The sequence below is a fragment of the Janthinobacterium sp. EB271-G4-3-2 genome (genome assembly GCF_020858035.1).
In the GTDB taxonomy this organism is placed as follows: Bacteria; Pseudomonadota; Gammaproteobacteria; order Burkholderiales; family Burkholderiaceae_D; genus Janthinobacterium; species Janthinobacterium aestuarii.
In genome coordinates this window covers 145,982-162,889 of sequence record NZ_JACYMG010000014.1, presented here as the reverse complement: position 1 = coordinate 162,889, position 16,908 = coordinate 145,982, and the positions used below count along the sequence as shown (strand labels likewise).

Genomic DNA, 16,908 nt, shown 5'->3' with positions numbered 1-16,908 from the left:
ACTATGAATCAAGATCTTAACCAGCGCGCGCTGCACCTGCTGCAAACCGTTTTCGGCTACCCGGCCTTCCGCGGCCAGCAAGCCGACATCGTCGACCACGTCAGCCATGGCGGCGACGCGCTGGTACTGATGCCCACGGGCGGCGGCAAGTCGCTGTGCTATCAGATTCCCGCGCTGCTGCGCGATGGCGTCGGCGTCGTCGTCTCGCCTTTGATCGCGCTGATGCAGGACCAGGTGGACGCGCTGGAGGAAGTCGGCGTGCGCGCCGCCTTCCTCAATTCCACGCAAACCTACGAAGAAGCGAGCCGCATCGAGCGCCTGGTGCGCACGGGCGGCATCGATGTCGTCTACGTGGCGCCCGAGCGCCTGATGACGCAGCGCTGCCTGGACCTGTTCCAGGCGTCGAAAATCTCCCTGTTCGCCATCGACGAGGCGCATTGCGTGGCCCAGTGGGGCCACGACTTCCGTCCCGAATACATCAAGCTGTCGGTGCTGCACGAGCAGTTCCCGGACGTGCCGCGCATCGCGCTCACCGCCACGGCCGACCCGCAGACGCGCGCCGAAATCGCGCTGCGCCTGCAGCTGGAAGACGCGCGCCAGTTCGTCTCGTCCTTCGACCGTCCGAACATCCGCTACCAGATCGTGGAAAAGGCGAATGGCCGCAAGCAGCTGCTCGACTTCATCAACACGGAACACGCGGGCGACTGCGGCATCGTGTACTGCCTGTCGCGCAAAAAAGTCGAAGAGACGGCGGAATTTCTGAACCAGAGCGGCATCCGCGCCCTGCCGTATCACGCCGGCATGGAGTACGCCAAGCGCAGCGCCAACCAGGCGCGCTTCCTGCGCGAAGAAAACATCGTCATGGTCGCCACCATCGCCTTCGGCATGGGCATCGACAAGCCCGACGTGCGCTTCGTGGCCCACCTCGATCTGCCGAAAAGCATCGAGGGCTATTACCAGGAAACGGGGCGCGCGGGCCGCGACGGCATGGCCGCCAACGCCTGGATGGCGTACGGCTTGCAGGACGTGGTGCTGCAGCGGCGCATGATCGACGAGTCGGAAGCGGACGATACCTTCAAGCGCGTGCTGGGCGTCAAACTCGACGCCATGCTGGGCCTGTGCGAAACGCTCAGCTGCCGCCGCATGCGATTGCTCGAATACTTCGGCGAACCGGCTTCGCCGTGCGGCAATTGCGATACCTGTTTGGTGCCGCCCGTGTCGTTCGACGGCACGGTGCCCGTGCAAAAACTGCTGTCGGCCATCTACCGCGTCGACCAGCGCTTTGCCGGCGGCCACGTGATCGACGTGCTGCGCGGCGTGGAATCGGAACGCATCAAGACCTGGCACCACGATTCCTTGTCGGTGTTCGGCATCGGCTCGGACCTGGGCGAAGCGGAATGGAAATCGATTTTGCGCCAGGCCATCGCGCTCGGTCTCGTCTCGGTCGACCATGAACAATACAGCTCGCTGAAACTGACGGACGCTTCGCGCCCCGTGCTCAAGGGCGGCCAGAAGGTACAGCTGCGCCAGTACCAGAAACCGGTGAAAACCAGCAAGCGCAGCACCAGCGTGGCGAAGGGCTATGTCGAGACGGACCTGTCCACCAGCGAGCAGGCGATCTTCGACAAGCTGCGCTGGTGGCGCGTTGAGACGGCGCGCACGCACAATGTGCCGGCGTACGTGATTTTCGTCGACGCCACCTTGCGCGAAATCGCCAAGGCCAAGCCTACGTCGCTCGAGCAGATGCGCGGCGTGAGCGGCGTGGGCGAGAAAAAACTGGCCTCGTACGGCGACGAAATCGTCGCCATGATTCTGGAGATGATTTAATGGAAGCACTCTCGCCGGACCTGATCTATCAGGCCGTAAAAATTCTGGGCGCCCAGCCTGACGCCGACGATGCGGTGGAGGCGCAAGTACGCGCCCTGGTGCAGGACGAGCTCACCGTGCGCCGCCTGGCCGACGTGGTGCCGGAAGCTTTCGGCCTGGTGCTGGCGTCGCACCTTCCCGGCGCCGAAAACATGACCCTGCCCGACACGTTCTGCGCCCAGGACGAAGACGGCGAATGGGTGGAGTTCCCCTTGCGCCGCGAGCCGATCTTTGTCGTCGCCGCGGATATCGCCCAGCACACCTTCCACAACGGCCCCCGCGCGCTGATACAAAATCTGGCCGACCGCAGCTCTTTGCTGTCGGCCATCAACAAGGCCCTGAACGCGGGCGGCTCGCTCGATGGCACGACCCTGGGCCCGCCGTCTTTCTTTGGCCTGCCCGCCGCGCTGTACCAGCCGGCGGCATCGCCCGAGACGCCCTGACCACTTTACCTTGCCTTTGCCCTTGATAACGGAACGGTCCCGCGATGGAAACCAAATGGCTGGAAGACTTCATCTCGCTCGCTGAGACGCATAATTTCAGCCGTTCCGCGGCCCTGCGCCACGTCACCCAGCCCGCCTTTTCACGGCGCATCCAGTCGCTGGAAAACTGGCTCGGCATCGACCTGGTCGATCGCACCTCCTACCCGACGCGCTTGACGCCGGCCGGTGCCGTGTTCTACGAGCAAGCGCTGGAAATGCTGGGACAGATCAACGGTGTGCGCGCCCTGTTGCGCGGCAAGCGGGCGGCCACGCAAACGAGCGTCGATTTCGCCGTGCCGCACACCCTGTCGCTGACCTTCATGCCGAAGTGGCTGACGGCACTGGAAGACGGTTTCGCGCCGATCAACAGCCGTTTGATGGCCCTGAACGTGCACGACGCCGTGCTGCAACTGGTCGATGGCGGCTGCGACCTGCTGCTGTGCTATCACCATCCGCGCCAGCCGGTGCAGCTGGACCCGGGCCGCTACGACATGCTGGTGATGGGCCGCGAAACCCTGCGCGCGTATGCGCGCTGCGGCCAGGACAAGGTGCCGGACTTCGTCCTGCCCGGCAGCGCCAAGGAGCCGCTGCCCTTCCTTTCCTACACCAGCAACGCCTACCTGGGACGCATGGTGGAATTGCTGCTGGCCGATGCCAAAGCGCCCCTGTTCCTGGAAACCTGCTACGAAACGGACATGGCCGAAGGCCTCAAAATGATGGCCTTGGAAGGCCGCGGCATCGCCTTCCTGCCCGAATCGGCCGTCATGCGCGACGTCAAATACAAGCACCTGGCACGCGCCGATGGCGGCGCGCCAGGCTGGGAAATCGAGCTGGAAATCCGCTTGTACCGCGAACGCCCGTCCAGCCTGCGTCCCGGCAAACAAATCGTCGAAAGCCTGTGGCAGCACTTGGTGCAGGCGCAGGATGACAAGGCGCGCGGCGGAAAAAAACGCCGGCGCGCAGCTGTCACCACAATTCCCGCCTGATCTCCTAACTATGCAATAAATGCATAACCGGATGCGTACAAAGCATTGGCCGGGGCATAAGGCTATCGCCTACGATGCGGTTCCGCTGCGCGCAGCCGCAAGATGCGCCTACCACAGCATTTTTGAACGCCAGAAAAAATCATCGCGATTCTCTGCGGATTTTTCGGCGTTACACCACCGTTTTGTCCAGGAGCTTATCAAGCATGACCAGCAAGCACGCACTTCCTTCCTACCTCAATCCTGAAGACCTGGGCCCATGGGGCGTCTACCTCGAGCAGATCGACCGCGTTACGCCGTACCTGGGCAACCTGTCGCGCTGGGTGGAAACGCTGAAGCGTCCAAAGCGCATCCTGACGGTCGACGTGCCTATCGAGCGCGATGACGGCACCATTGCCCACTACGAAGGCTACCGCGTGCAGCACAATCTGTCACGCGGCCCGGGCAAAGGCGGCGTGCGCTTCCACCAGGACGTGACCCTGTCGGAAGTGATGGCCCTGTCGGCCTGGATGACGGTCAAGAATGCAGCGGTCAACGTGCCATACGGCGGCGCCAAGGGCGGTATCCGTGTCGATCCGAAGACCCTGTCGCGCAACGAACTGCAACGCCTGACCCGCCGCTACACGAGCGAGATCAGCATGATCATCGGACCGAACAAGGATATCCCGGCGCCGGACGTCAACACGAATGAACAAGTCATGGCGTGGATGATGGACAGCTACGCCATGATCGGTGGCAATATGTCGACCGGCGTGGTGACGGGCAAACCCATCTCGCTGGGCGGCAGCCTGGGCCGCCGCGATGCGACGGGCCGCGGCGTATTCGTCGTCGGTTGCGATGCGGCCGCCAAGGTCGGCATGTCGCTCGAAGGCGCAAAAGTCATCGTGCAAGGTTTCGGCAACGTGGGCGGCGTCGCCGCACGCATGTTCGCTGAAGCCGGCTCGAAAGTGGTCGCGGTACAAGACCACAAGACCACCGTCGTGCATTCCGGCGGCTTGAACATCCCGCAATTGCTGGCACACGTGGCCGAAGTGGGCAGCGTCGAAGGATTCCCGGGCGCCGAGGCATTCGTGCCGCGCGAAGATTTCTGGGGCATCGATTGCGACATCCTGATCCCGGCCGCGCTGGAACAGCAGATCACGGCCGAACGCGCACAAGTCATCCGCGCCAAGATCATCCTGGAAGGCGCCAACGGCCCGACCCTGCCGGCAGCGGACGACATCCTGACTGACCGCGGCGTGCTGATCGTGCCGGACGTGCTGGCCAACGCCGGCGGCGTGACCGTCAGCTACTTCGAGTGGGCGCAGAACTTTTCGAGCTTCTTCTGGACGGAAGAAGAAATCAACAGCCGCCTGACCCGCATCATGCGCGAAGCGTTCGACGCGGTATGGCAAGTGTCGCAAGAGAAGAAAGTGTCGATGCGTACGGCGACCTTCATCCTGGCGTGCACGCGCGTGCTGCAAGCGCGCGAAGTACGCGGCCTGTATCCATAATGGCTGCCTGAGAAAATGCCTGGGGCGTTGTTGCTTCGCCTCGCCGTACTAGCGTACTGTCTTCGGCTTTGCGCCTAGCCCCAGACATTTTTCAGGCGCCATTGAGTTACTGGCGCTGTTAAAAAAATCCCGCCACACTTGCGTGTGAGCGGGATTTTTTGTATCTGGCGGACTTTTTTACGCTGCGTAGCCTTGCGGATTCTGGTGCTGCCAGCGCCAGTGGTCACTGCACATGTCGTCGATGTTTTTCTGCGCTTGCCAGCCCAGCAATTGCTTTGCCTTGTCGGCCGAGGCGTAGCAGCTGGCGATGTCGCCGGGGCGGCGCGGCACGATGTCATAGGGGACCTTGCGGCCGCTGGCGGCCTCGAAGGCGCGTACGGTCTCGAGCACGCTGTAGCCGTGGCCCGTGCCCAGGTTGACGGTAAAGCCGCCCTCGGTGGAGAACAAACGGTTCAACGCGGCCACATGGCCCTGCGCCAGGTCGACCACGTGGATATAGTCGCGCACGCCCGTGCCGTCCGGCGTATCGTAGTCGTTGCCGAAGACGGCCAGACGTTCGCGGCGGCCCACGGCCACCTGCGCGATGAAGGGCATCAGGTTGTTCGGAATACCGGCTGGATCTTCGCCGATCAGGCCGCTGGCATGCGCGCCGACCGGATTAAAGTAGCGCAGCACGCCCACTTGCCATTGAGGATCGGCATGCACGAGATCACCCAGTATCTGCTCGACCATCAGCTTCGAACGGCCGTAGGGGTTGGTCACGGACAGACGCGACGATTCCACAATCGGCAAGGCTTCCGGATCGCCATATACGGTGGCTGACGAGCTGAACACAAAACGCTTCACGTTCGCCGCCGCCAGCACTTCCAGCAGAGCTACCGTGCCCGACACATTGTTATCCATATACATCAGTGGCTGCGCCACGGATTCGCCCACGGCTTTCAAGCCTGCGAAATGGATCACCGCATCGATGGCGTGCTCGCGCAAGACGGCGGCCATGGCGGCGCGGTCGCGCACGTCGGCTTCGTAAAACGGGATGCTCTTGCCGGCAATACGCTCGACCCGCGCCATCGCTTCGCGCGCGCTGTTGCACAGATTGTCCACTGCGACCACATCAAAGCCAGCGGTCAGCAATTCGACGCAGGTATGCGAACCGATAAAGCCGGATGCCCCTGTCACGAGTATTTTCTTGGTCATAATGTCAATCAGTGCAAAAAAGATAAGACTAACGGAATTTTTGCGCCTTGACTAGCCTGCACACGAAAACGCGAACAATAAAAAAGCCCGCTGCGTCACCGCAGCAGGCTCATCCTCGTGCAATCAATACCGGCAAGCAAGCCGTGACCAGGCGCTTACTTCTTGATGAACACCAAGTCCCACACGCCATGGCCCAGCTTCAAGCCACGATTTTCAAACTTGGTCAGCGGACGATATGCGGGTTGCGGCGCATAACCCTCAGCGCTATTGTGCAACTGCGGCTCGGCGCCCAGCACTTCCAGCATTTGCACCGCGTAATCTTCCCAATCGGTAGCGCAATGCAGATAGCCACCCGGCGCCAGGCGATCGGTCAATTGCTTGACGAACGGCGACTGGATCAGGCGGCGCTTGTTGTGGCGCGCCTTGTGCCATGGATCGGGGAAGAAAACGTGGATGCCGGCCAGCGAATTGGCTGGAATCATGTGCGTGAGCACTTCCACGGCATCGTGCTGCAGCAGGCGCAGATTCGTCAGCGACTCTTCGCCGATCAGCTTCAACAGGCTGCCGACGCCGGGCGTATGCACTTCCACGCCGATGAAATCCTTCTCCGGCATGGCCTTGGCGATATGCGCGGTCGTCGCCCCCATGCCAAAACCGATTTCCAGGATGACCGGCGCCTTGCGGCCAAACACTTGCTCGAAATCCATGGACTCCTTGGCGAAAGGCAATAGGAACTGCGGCCCCAAGGTCTCAAGCGCGCGCGCCTGCGCGACAGACAGCCGCCCCGCGCGGGTCACGAAACTGCGGATGCGGTGTTCGGTCGGATCGTACATCATCGGCCGCGCCGGGCCGTTTGCTGGGGTATCAGAAGACATGGAAGTGAAGAAATAAGTAGCCGCGCCGCACAAAACCAGGCGCCAGCGAAAAATGGAGCGGGTGAAGGGAATCGAACCCTCGTCGTAAGCTTGGGAAGCTTCTGCTCTACCATTGAGCTACACCCGCGAAGCCTGCATTTTACGCCGAATGGAATGCGGCAAGCAAATCTTCGCGGTGGCGGGGCTTACTTCAGGCTGCCGAAGACCTTGCCGATGATTTTGCTGCCATATTCGAGCGGGTTGCTGCGGATGGCTTTTTCTTCTTCGGCGATCATCAGGTACAGGCCGTCGAGGGCGCGGTCCGTGACGTAGCCCTCCACCGTCGATTGCTGCTGCGGCACGAGGCCCGTCTTGCCGATCTGGCTCATGGTGCTGTTGTATTTGCTGGCCAGGCCGGAACGGTCGGTGACGGATTTCACGATGGGCAGGAATTTGACGGCCAGGGGCGCCGATGTTTTCTGGCGGAAGAAATCCGTCACCGACGTGTCGCCGCCGGACAGGATGTTTTTCGCATCCGTCACGCTCATTGACTTGACCGCATCGAGCAGCAAGGGCTTGGCCATCGGCACGGCCGACTCGGCGGCCCGGTTCATCGACACCACCAGGTCGTCCAGCTGCTGTCCACGTCCCGTCATTTTCAACAGGGGCTTGGCTTGCTCGAGGATGCCGGGCAGCTTGATTTTGACCTTGTCGTTGTTCAGGAATCCATTCTCGACACCCAGTTTCGATACGGCGGCAGCGGAGCCGGCTTCCAGCGCCGCTTTCAAGCCATTGCTGGCATCCTGATTGCTGAGAGCGGCCAGCGGGCTGGCGGCGCCTGCCGTGGACGAGCACAGCGCCAGCGCGCACAACATGGCGGCGGGGCGGACGGGGAAAGAGGTCAGGCGCATATTCATCCTTTGTTTGAAAGCCAATGGTTCTTGAAGCCTCAGCATAGCAAAATCGCAGCGATGCCCGCATTTTTTATGCGCAACAGGAACACCGGCGCGGGCAGCGCGGCACGGCAGACACTGTCGCCGCGATGCAGCTGAAGGTGCCCCTCAATCAGTCGGCCAGCGCCGCCAGACGCTGGCGCACCTGGTTCAGATCCGTCTCGCGCATGCGCGCCGCCGTCTGGCGCAAGGATTTTTCCGCGCCCGCCACGCCAGCCGCCACGGCCATCGACAGCCAGATATACGCCTGCTGCAAATCGAGCGGGCCGCCCTGGCCGGTGGCCGCCATCAAGCCCAGATTCATCTGCGCCCGCGCATGGCCCTGGCGCGCGGCCAGCGCATACCAGTCCCAGGCGGCGGCATAATCCTGCGGCACGTCCTGGCCATTGTCATGGCGCAGGCCCAGCGCGAACTGGGCCAGGCTGTGGCCTTGGGCGGCGGCGCGGCAGTAACAGGCGCAGGCCTGCTGGCTGTCGGGGGCCGGGCCATCGTCGCGGTCGTGCAAGACGCCCTGCATGTATTGCGCGGGCGCGTAATCCTGCTCGGCCGCGCGGCGGTACCACTCCAGCGCCAGCGACAGATCCTGCGGCACGCCCTGGCCATGTTCGTAACGCAGGCCCAGGTCGAACTGCGCCCGCACATGCCCCTGGTCGGCCGCCTTGCGGTACCAGAAGATAGCTTCCTGCGCATCGGCGGGCATGCCCTGTCCATGCTCGTACAACAGTCCCAGCTGATACTGGGCGGCGGGGAAGCCCTGCTCGGCGGCCTGGCGGTAGAACGCTTGCGCCTGCGCGTAATCGTGGGCGCCATGTTCATGGTGCAGGCCCAGGTTGTGCTGGGCCGCCGCATGGCCCAGTCCCGCCGCCTTGACATACCACTCCAGCGCAGCCTGTTTATCGCAGGGCACGCCCTGGCCATTGTCGTAGATCAGGCCCAGATTGAACTGCGAACTGGCGTGGCCCTGCTCGGCCGCGCGCCGGTACCAGGCGATCGCCTGCCGGCTGTCCTGCGGCAGCACGTCGCCATTTTCATAGCGCAGCGCCAGGTTGAACTGGGCCGGCGCATAGCCTTGCTCGGCCGCCTTGCGCATCCAGGCCGTCGCCTGCTGGCGATCCTGGCGCACGCCCTGGCCATTGTCGTAGCGCAGGCCCAGGTTGAACTGCGCGCGCGCATAGCCCTGTTCGGCCGCCTTGCGGTACCAGGCGATCGCTTGCACGAAGTCCTGCGGCACGCCCTTGCCATTGTCATACATCATGCCCAGATTGTTTTGCGCACCCGCGTCGCCCTGCTCGGCCGCGCGGCTGAACCACAGCATGGCTTGCCCGCTATCTTGCGCAAGTCCCTGGCCCTTGGCGTACAGCCAGCCCAGGTTGTACTGCGCCGCCGCGTAGCCCTGCTCGGCCGCCTGCTGGTACCAGTGCGCCGCCTGGGCAAAATCCTGCGGCACGCCCTGCCCCTTCTGGCACATCACGCCCAGGTTGTATTGCGCGTGCTCGAGTCCCTGCGCGGCAGCCAGGCCATACCAGTGCAGCGCCTGCGCATAGCTTTGTTCGATGCCCTGGCCATTGAAATACATGAAGCCCAGGCTGTGCTGGGCATTCGCATTGCCCTTCTCGGCCAGACCTTTCAGGCGCAGGTAATCAGCCGTGTAATGAGCAGCCGTGCAATGAGCGGCCGTGTTGCGGGGATCGGCAAGCGACACGGTCAAGCCTCGATGGTCAGCGTCCGGGACGGCGCGGGCGCGGCTTCGGCGATCAGGCGGTCCTGCTCCTGCAGCACGCCGATGAAGCTGCCCAGCGAAATGGGCCGGTGGTACAGATAGCCCTGCATCGTGGTGCAACCCTTGTCCTGCAGGTAGCGCGCCTGCCCTTCCGTCTCCACGCCTTCGGCGATCAGGTGCAGGCCCAGGCCGCGCGCGATCGAGATGATGGCCAGGATGACGGGATAGTGTCCGTGCTCGTCGTGGATTTCCTTCACAAACGACTGGTCGATCTTGATCGTGTGGATGGGGAAGCGGTGCAGGTACGACAACGAGGAATAGCCGGTGCCGAAATCGTCGATGGCCACCGAGACGCCCAGCTGGCACAGCGTGTTCAACTGCTCGATCGCATACTGCGGATTGCGGATGCAGATGTTTTCCGTGATCTCCACTTCGATCTTCTCCGGCGCGATGCCGTAGCGCGTCAGCGCGCCGCGCATCTTCTCGAAAAAGTCGCCCCGGTCCAGATATTGCGGCGACAAATTGAGCGACAGGCGCACAGCTTCGCCGCCAGCCGCATCCCATTGCAGCAGGTCGCGGCACAGCGCGCCCAGCATCCAGTCCGAGATCGGCAGCATCAAGCCGTTTTCCTCCGCGAATGGCAGGAATTCGCCGGCCGTCAGCAAGCCCCGCTGCGGGTGGTTCCAGCGCATCAGGCCTTCGGCGCCGACGATGCGGCCCGTCATCACGTCCACCTGCGGCTGGTAATACATCTCCAGCTGGTTCAGCTCCAGCGCCTTGCGCAAGCTTTGCTCGAGCGCGATCTTCTGATGCGACACATCGAGCATGGACTCGTGATAAAAACTGTGGCCGTTCTTGCCCAGCGCCTTGACCTGGTACATGGCGATGTCGGCATGGCGCAGCAGCTCGTCGATGGTCTCGCCGTCGCCCGGGTAGATGGCGATGCCGATCGAGGCCGAGATATGCACCTGGTTGCCATCGAGGTCGAACGGCTGGTGCAGGCATTCGAGGAATTTGTCGGCGATCAGGCGCGCATCCTGGCGGTCGCGCAGTTCCGGCAGCACGATGGTAAATTCATCCCCGCCCTGGCGCGCCAGCGTATCGCCGCGGCGCAGACAATCCTTCAGGCGCAGCGCCACCTGCTGCAGCAATTCGTCGCCCTTCACGTGGCCCAGGGTATCGTTGACCAGCTTGAAGCGGTCGAGGTCGATGAACATCACGGCCAGCTCCGTCAGCTTGCGCCGCGCCTGGATCACGGCCAGCCCCAGGCGGTCCTTGAACAGCATGCGGTTCGGCAGATCGGTCAGGATGTCGTGATAGGCCTGGTAGGAGATGACTTCCTCGGCGCGCTTGCGGTCGGTGATGTCGCGCGCCACGCCGTAGGTGCCGAAGTATTCCTGCTTTTTCGCTTCCTGATCGTGGCCGTGCATGCCGATCGAATTGAGCGGAATCGTCATCAAGGTGTTGTTGAAGGTGCGGTCGCTGCCAGTGCCGCTATGGCACTTCAGGCGCAGTTCCACATTGCGCGAGGCGCGCTCGTCAAGGCGGCGCTCATTGAAAGCATAGCGCGCCCGCTCCTGGTCTTCATCGTGCACGAGGATCGAGTAATGGCTGCCGATCAGCTCTTCGCGGCTAAAGCCCAGCAACTGGTGCACCCTGTCGTTGATGAAGGTGATGCGGCCTTCGTGGTTCAAGGTATAGATGATGTCGGGCGAGCTGTCGACCAGATAGCGGTACATCTTTTCCGAGTTTTCCAGCTGCAGCGCGATGCGCTCGTTTTCCAGCGCCAGTTTGCGCTTTTGCAGCGCGTTCTCCACCGTCTTGAGCAGCTCCTCGCGGCTGTAGGGCTTGCGCAGATAATCGTAGGCGCCGCGCTTCAGGGCGCCGATGGCCGCCTCGATGCCGACGTCGCCGCTCATGACGATCACGTCGCCCTCGATGCCGCGCCGGTTGATGTGGTCCATGATTTCATGGCCGCTCATGTCGGGCAGGCGCAAGTCGAGCAGGATCAGGTCGAAGCGCAGTTTCGACAACTGCGCCAGCGCTTCGCTGCCGCAGGTGGCCGTGTGCAGCTGGTAGCCGCGGTCCTTCAGCAATTCGTGGAGGGAGGCGAGCAAACGGGGCTCGTCGTCGACCAGCAGGATGCGCGGGCTGTTTTCCAGGTCAAACGGAATGGCGGAGGAGTTCATGGACGTTACGAAGACAAGGCAGTATTGCCGGGCGCGGGCAGCGCGGCTGCAGCACTCGCCGGCAAGGGAATGGGCAGCAAGATTTCAAACGAGGTGCCGGACTTGCTGCTGCGGCAGCCAATCACGCCATGCGAACGCGTGACCAGGTCATGCACGATGGACAGGCCTAATCCGTGATGCGCGCCTTCCTTGCTGCTGCGCACAGGCGAGAACAGATTGGCCAGCACTTCCGGCGCCAGGCCGGCGCCATTGTCGCTGACGCACAGTTCCAGGTACAGGCGGCGGTCGCGGTTCACGTGGCCACGGTTCGCCACTTCGATGCGCCCGCCATCGGGCAAGGCTTCGACGGCGTTTTTCAGCAGGTTGAGCAGGATTTGCTTGAGCATGTCGGCATCGGCCTCCACCTCGCATGGCGCATCCTGCATGCGCGTGACCACCTCGATCTTCGGCGGCAGGAAGTCGGTGGCGCGGAACAGGCGCAGCACATCGTCGACGACGCGCGCGCAATCGGTCACGCCGCTGGCCGCTGTCGGCTGCAGATCGGCCAGGCCGCCGATCAGCTGCCCGACCCGGTCGATTTCCTCGTTCAGGATCGCCATTTCGCCCGACACCGGCTCCTGCTTCTCGAGCTTGTGATCGAGCACGCTCAGGTAGTTCTTGATGATGGATAGCGGGTTATTCACTTCATGCACGACGCGGCGCGACGCGGCGCGGTATTCCTCGGCCACGTGATCGAGCTGGCGCCGCGCCAGGCCGCGCGCGCTGATGGCCGTTTCCAGCGCCGTGGCGGCCTGATTGGCATAGGCGCGCAGGAAACCTTCGCGCTTCTGGCAAGCGGGAATCTGCCATGCCGCCACACCGCCAATGAGCACGCCGAGGCTGCGCTGGCCCGACGCCAACGGCACGCAGACCAGGCTGTCGGTACCGAGGATGCGGAACAGCTGCTCCTCGACGATGCCCAGCGCCGGCATGTCGCGTTTCAGGAACGCCGGCTGGCACTCGAGCGCGGAGGCGGCCAAAGGCCCCCCCTTGGCCAGCGGGATCGAGAAGCCGGCCAGGCGCTGCTGATGTTCGCCCGCCGCCACGCCGACGAGCGCATGGCCGGTGGCGTTTTGCAGCAGGATGACGGCGGTGTCGAAATCGAACAGGATGCGCGCCGAGCGCGTGATGGCCTCGAGCAGGCTGCTCTCGCCCTGCTGCCGGGCGAAGGTCTGCCCCACTTCGGACACCAGCACCATGTTGCGCACTTCGTCGGACAGGCGCCGCTGCACCGGATCGACGGCTGGCGGCGCATACGCGGGCGGCGTGGCGATATCGTCCGCGCCGGCCAGGTCGATGCCCAGATGCTGCGCGGCCTGCTCCACCTGGCGCGCGACGCTGCCGGCCAGGTCGTCCAGTGTCTCGACATCCAGCGCGCACAGGCTTGCCGCCTGCGTGATGGACTCGGCCTCATCCGCATCGTCGGCATGGCAGCACAGCAGGTGCGCCAGGCGCACGATGCGGATCAGGGGATGGCTCGCTTCCAGGCGCGCCAGCGGTTCATGGTGATACAGCACGCTGTCGGCCAGGAAGGAATCGAGATGCCAGCGCTCGATCAGCCAGGCGCCCGCTTCGGCATGCGTGATCTGCAAGGTGCGCTGCTCCACCGCGCACAGGGCGGCATCGTCGCGCGCCGTGAAATTGAAGGCATATTCCTTCGGCGCCGTGGCCAGCAAGGCCAGTCGGCCCACGTTGTGCAGCAATCCCGCCAGATATGCTTCCTCGGCGTGCGGATAGGCCATGGCTTTGGCCAGCGCGCGCGCCATGACGGCGGCCGACAGCGAACTCTTCCAGAAGGCGCGCAAATCCGTGCTGCCGGAATGGGGAAAGCTGTTGAAGGTCTGGAATACGGATTCGCTGATGACCAGGGTCTTGATCATGTCCGTGCCGAGCGAGACGAGCGATTGCTCCAGGCTGACGACCTTGCTCTGGCGATGGTAGGCCGAGCTGTTGGCCACACCGAGGATCTTGCTGGTCATGCCCGCATCCTTGGCGATCAGGGCGGCCAGCTCCGGCATGCCGGCATCGTCGGCCTGCAGGTGGGCGATCAGCTTGAGGAGGATCTGCGGCATGGCCGGCAGGCGGGCAATCAGCAGGCGATTGCGTATATCTTGATCAGATTGATGCATCGTATCAGGCATTGCCGGTTCGAAAAGGATGAGCGCTCAGCAGCGAAGCGCGGCCACGTTCAGAGGAATCCTCCACTCCTGTAAGCAAAAAATGTGTTGCCTGAGAGGATGCCGGGAAAGCAGTCATCTTATCATAAGCGCCGGATATTACTTGCAATATAGAAAATTAAGTTGAAATAAATCCAGCGTTCTGCCATGGAAACTTATGCCCTGGAGGAACCCAGCAAACGGTGGCGGAAGCGCCGCGATATCAGCCACAGCGCCAGCGCCAGGCCCGTAAACGCCAGCTGGCCCGAGGCCAGCCACAGCACGGAACCGGACAGCAGCGGCGAGATCACGCCGGCCACCACGGCGCCCAGCAGGGTACTGGCAAACGACTGGCACGAAGCCACCGTGCCGCGGATATGCGGGAACAAATCGAGCGCCAGCAGGGTCGCGCCCGGCCCCACCAGCGACATGCCGAAGGTGTAGAAGAACAGCGGCAGCACCGACCAGGGCAGCGATGGCGGCAGGAACAGGTGATACACGACATTGACGCTGGCGGCGCACAGCAGGAAGGCAAAGCCGATGCCGATCTGGCGCGCGAACGTGACCTTGCCGGCGATGCGGTTGGCCGCCGCGGCGCCCATGAAGATGCCGCTCACGCAGGGAATGAACAGCCAGGCGAATTGCGATGGTCCCAGGCCCAGCTGCTTGGGCAGCATTTCCGGCGCGGCCGTGATGAACAGGAACAGGCCCGCGAAATTGAGGGCGACGATACCGGCCTTGATGTGGAACAGGGGCGAGCGCAGGATCTGGCCATAGCTCGACGCGAGGAAACGCGGATTGAAGGGCTGGCGCTTTTCCATCGGCAGGGTTTCGGGCAGGCGCCAGTAACAGAACGCCAGCAGCACCACCGTGTAAAAGGCGAGGAACAGGAAGATCGAGCGCCAGTCGAACCAGATGACGATCCAGCCGCCGAGAATCGGCGCCACGGCCGGGGCGATGGAAAAGATCATCGTCACCAGCGACAGCAGCCGCGCCGCCGCCGCATCGGCATACAGGTCGCGGATGATGGCGCGGCTGATCACCACGCCGGCGCCGGCCGAGACGCCCTGCATGATGCGGAAGAACCACAGATAGTGCACCGTGTGCGCCGAAGCGCAACCGAGCGAGCCGATGGCAAACATCAGCAGGGACACGAGAATGACGTTGCGCCGGCCAAAGGTGTCCGAGATCGCGCCATGCCACAGCACCATGCCGGCAAAGGCCAGCATGTAGAACGTCAGCGACTGCTGCACTTCCAGCGGCGACGCCTGCAGCGAACCCTGGATCGCGCCAAACGCGGGCAGATAGGTGTCGATCGACAGAGGGCCCAGCATCGACAGCCCGGCCAGCATCATCGCCAGCGCACCGCGGCTCAGCGGCGCCATGTGGCTCGGCGTGGGGGGCGGAACGGGGGTAACCGGGTCGGGCGGCACATCGGCCGGTGGGGTGGGAAACATGGCGGATCCAAAGTGACGCGCGGACCTGCATTGGTCCGCGCGCGGGGTTACTGCGGGTGTATTACGGTGAACGCTTACTGCTGTGGCTTGGGCTTGGCTTCTTCGCGGCGGTTATAGCCTGCGACCATATCAAAGCGGAACAGACGGCATTCCAGCGCACCGTTGAAGAATGGCGTCTTGCGCGCTTCCTTCAAACGCAGCAGCTTGGGCAAGCCCAGGTCGGCCGTAAACAGGAACACGGTCCAGCCGGCGAAACGCTGCTTCAGGGTCGTGCCCATGGCCGAGTAGAAGGACGTCGACAGTTCATCTTCCGGGATGGTGCTGTCACCGCGCACGCCGATACGCTCGCCGTACGGCGGGTTGGTCAGCATGATGCCCGGCACGTCGCTTGGCGGCTTGACTTCCTGCGCCTCGATCTGTTTCAAGGGCACGTCAAAGCGCACACCGGCGCAACGCAGGTTGTGGCGCGTCATGGCGACCATGTCGCCCGAGATGTCGCTGCCAAAAATCGTCGGTTCGGCCGGCAGCGGATTGACCTTGATGGCGTTTTTCATGGCATCCCACGGCGCCGGATCGAAGTCGTGGAAGTTTTCAAACGCGAACTGGCGCGAGGCGCCCGGCGGAATCCCCTGCAGCATCTGCGCCGCTTCGGCCAGGATGGTGCCGGAACCGCACATCGGGTCGAACAGCACCATGCCAGGCTTCCAGCCCGACACGCGCAGCAGGCCGGCGGCCAGGTTTTCGCGCAGCGGCGCGTCGCCCGTCTCTTCGCGCCAGCCGCGCTTGAACAGGGCTTCGCCCGAGGTGTCGAGGTAGACGGTGAACGTGTGCGCGTCGAGGAAGCCGACGATGCGCATGTCCGGCGTCTTGGTGTTGACCGATGGACGTTCGTTGAACTGGTCGCGGAAGCGGTCGCAGATCGCATCCTTGATTTTCAGTGTCGTGAATTCCAGGCTGCGCAGCGGCGATTTGACGGCCGTGACGTCGACGCGGATCGTGTGGTGCACGCCGAACCAGTCTTCCCAGGATTGCGCCAGGGTCAGGTCATAGATGTCGTTTTCCGTCTTGTAGCCGGAATGGGCCATGCGCATCAGCACGCGCGAAGCGATGCGCGAATGCAGGTTGATGCGGTAGGAATCGAGCAGGTCGCCCGAGCAGTGTACGCCGCCCGGTACCTGGTTGTGGACCTTCATGGTCGCACTATCCTGGGCGATCTCGCCCAGTTCCTCGGCCAGCGCCGCTTCCATGCCGCGCGGGCATGGGCAAAAATATGAAGCCATAATTAGGATACCTTTTATCCGTTGTAGTGAACACCCGCAGGCACCTGCTGCGCGGTACGGCGCTCGCCCGGCGATGCTCGCCGTACCTTCGTACGGCTGCGCTTCCCAGACAAGCGGCGATCCGCTCGCGACGGTGCCTGCGGGTATCGTTGCTTTTACTGCATTAAAAAACCACTTTGTTAACACTGCTTTTAACTTGCTACTTCGCCAGCCGACATGTGCCGCTGACTGTGCTGGTC

General features: G+C 63.2%; 12 protein-coding genes and 1 tRNA gene. 4 read left to right on the top strand and 9 right to left on the bottom strand.

Features of this window, described 5'->3' with window-relative positions; genetic code table 11:
- Nucleotides 1-3 precede the first annotated feature (3 nt).
- The 4 genes from recQ (at nucleotide 4) to IGS55_RS24445 (ending at nucleotide 4,824) form a co-directional block, all read left to right on the top strand.
- Complete coding sequence (recQ, locus tag IGS55_RS24460; RefSeq protein WP_070220494.1) at nucleotides 4-1,827, top strand: DNA helicase RecQ; 1,824 nt, start codon at nucleotides 4-6, stop codon at nucleotides 1,825-1,827.
- A complete protein-coding gene (locus IGS55_RS24455; protein ID WP_230518190.1) occupies nucleotides 1,827-2,309 on the top strand; it encodes a hypothetical protein in 483 nt (160 codons plus the stop codon). Before recQ ends, IGS55_RS24455 begins: the two co-directional genes overlap by 1 nt.
- Nucleotides 2,310-2,353: 44 nt before the next feature.
- On the top strand, nucleotides 2,354-3,334 hold the full coding sequence (locus IGS55_RS24450) for a LysR family transcriptional regulator (RefSeq protein ID WP_230518191.1): 981 nt from the start codon (nucleotides 2,354-2,356) through the stop codon (nucleotides 3,332-3,334).
- 203 nt (nucleotides 3,335-3,537) lie between these two features.
- A complete protein-coding gene (locus IGS55_RS24445) occupies nucleotides 3,538-4,824 on the top strand; it encodes a Glu/Leu/Phe/Val family dehydrogenase (RefSeq protein WP_070220497.1) in 1,287 nt (428 codons plus the stop codon).
- A 177-nt stretch (nucleotides 4,825-5,001) separates the two neighbouring features.
- Here IGS55_RS24445 and galE read toward each other — a convergent pair whose 3' ends face one another.
- The 9 genes from galE to IGS55_RS24400 all read right to left on the bottom strand — a co-directional run bounded on the left by galE (nucleotide 5,002) and on the right by IGS55_RS24400 (nucleotide 16,669).
- The gene (gene galE / locus IGS55_RS24440; protein WP_230518192.1) at nucleotides 5,002-6,021 is read right to left on the bottom strand and encodes a UDP-glucose 4-epimerase GalE; all 1,020 of its coding nucleotides are present in this window, start codon (nucleotides 6,019-6,021) and stop codon (nucleotides 5,002-5,004) included.
- Nucleotides 6,022-6,176: 155 nt separating this feature from the next.
- Nucleotides 6,177-6,857, bottom strand: coding sequence for a tRNA (guanosine(46)-N7)-methyltransferase TrmB (gene trmB, locus IGS55_RS24435; RefSeq protein ID WP_230518193.1), 681 nt, complete (start codon nucleotides 6,855-6,857; stop codon nucleotides 6,177-6,179).
- A 92-nt stretch (nucleotides 6,858-6,949) separates the two neighbouring features.
- A tRNA-Gly gene (locus IGS55_RS24430) sits at nucleotides 6,950-7,023 on the bottom strand.
- A gap of 58 nt (nucleotides 7,024-7,081) precedes the next feature.
- Nucleotides 7,082-7,786, bottom strand: a complete 705-nt coding sequence (locus IGS55_RS24425; protein WP_230518194.1) for a DUF4197 domain-containing protein — start codon at nucleotides 7,784-7,786, stop codon at nucleotides 7,082-7,084.
- A 154-nt stretch (nucleotides 7,787-7,940) separates the two neighbouring features.
- Complete coding sequence (locus IGS55_RS24420) at nucleotides 7,941-9,530, bottom strand: SEL1-like repeat protein (RefSeq protein ID WP_230518195.1); 1,590 nt, start codon at nucleotides 9,528-9,530, stop codon at nucleotides 7,941-7,943.
- 2 nt (nucleotides 9,531-9,532) lie between these two features.
- The gene (locus tag IGS55_RS24415; protein WP_230518196.1) at nucleotides 9,533-11,737 is read right to left on the bottom strand and encodes an EAL domain-containing response regulator; all 2,205 of its coding nucleotides are present in this window, start codon (nucleotides 11,735-11,737) and stop codon (nucleotides 9,533-9,535) included.
- Nucleotides 11,738-11,742: 5 nt separating this feature from the next.
- Nucleotides 11,743-13,905: an HDOD domain-containing protein gene (locus IGS55_RS24410; protein ID WP_230518197.1), complete on the bottom strand. Its 2,163-nt coding sequence runs from the start codon at nucleotides 13,903-13,905 to the stop codon at nucleotides 11,743-11,745.
- 203 nt (nucleotides 13,906-14,108) lie between these two features.
- A complete protein-coding gene (locus tag IGS55_RS24405; RefSeq protein ID WP_230518198.1) occupies nucleotides 14,109-15,389 on the bottom strand; it encodes a multidrug effflux MFS transporter in 1,281 nt (426 codons plus the stop codon).
- A 74-nt stretch (nucleotides 15,390-15,463) separates the two neighbouring features.
- Nucleotides 15,464-16,669 (bottom strand): THUMP domain-containing class I SAM-dependent RNA methyltransferase, encoded by a 1,206-nt coding sequence (locus tag IGS55_RS24400; RefSeq protein WP_442908209.1) that lies wholly within the window; start codon nucleotides 16,667-16,669, stop codon nucleotides 15,464-15,466.
- Between the last annotated feature and the right edge of the window lie 239 nt (nucleotides 16,670-16,908).

What these genes read in the sequence shown, in the direction of transcription:
- recQ (WP_070220494.1), top strand. Translation starts at nt 4, where the DNA reads ATGAATCAAGATCTTAACCAGCGCGCGCTGCACCTGCTGCAAACCGTT.
- IGS55_RS24455 (WP_230518190.1), top strand. Translation starts at nt 1,827, where the DNA reads ATGGAAGCACTCTCGCCGGACCTGATCTATCAGGCCGTAAAAATTCTG.
- IGS55_RS24450 (WP_230518191.1), top strand. Translation starts at nt 2,354, where the DNA reads ATGGAAACCAAATGGCTGGAAGACTTCATCTCGCTCGCTGAGACGCAT.
- IGS55_RS24445 (WP_070220497.1), top strand. Translation starts at nt 3,538, where the DNA reads ATGACCAGCAAGCACGCACTTCCTTCCTACCTCAATCCTGAAGACCTG.
- galE (WP_230518192.1), bottom strand. Translation starts at nt 6,021, where the DNA reads ATGACCAAGAAAATACTCGTGACAGGGGCATCCGGCTTTATCGGTTCG.
- trmB (WP_230518193.1), bottom strand. Translation starts at nt 6,857, where the DNA reads ATGATGTACGATCCGACCGAACACCGCATCCGCAGTTTCGTGACCCGC.
- IGS55_RS24425 (WP_230518194.1), bottom strand. Translation starts at nt 7,786, where the DNA reads ATGCGCCTGACCTCTTTCCCCGTCCGCCCCGCCGCCATGTTGTGCGCG.
- IGS55_RS24415 (WP_230518196.1), bottom strand. Translation starts at nt 11,737, where the DNA reads ATGAACTCCTCCGCCATTCCGTTTGACCTGGAAAACAGCCCGCGCATC.
- IGS55_RS24410 (WP_230518197.1), bottom strand. Translation starts at nt 13,905, where the DNA reads ATGCATCAATCTGATCAAGATATACGCAATCGCCTGCTGATTGCCCGC.
- IGS55_RS24405 (WP_230518198.1), bottom strand. Translation starts at nt 15,389, where the DNA reads ATGTTTCCCACCCCACCGGCCGATGTGCCGCCCGACCCGGTTACCCCC.
- IGS55_RS24400 (WP_442908209.1), bottom strand. Translation starts at nt 16,669, where the DNA reads ATGGCTTCATATTTTTGCCCATGCCCGCGCGGCATGGAAGCGGCGCTG.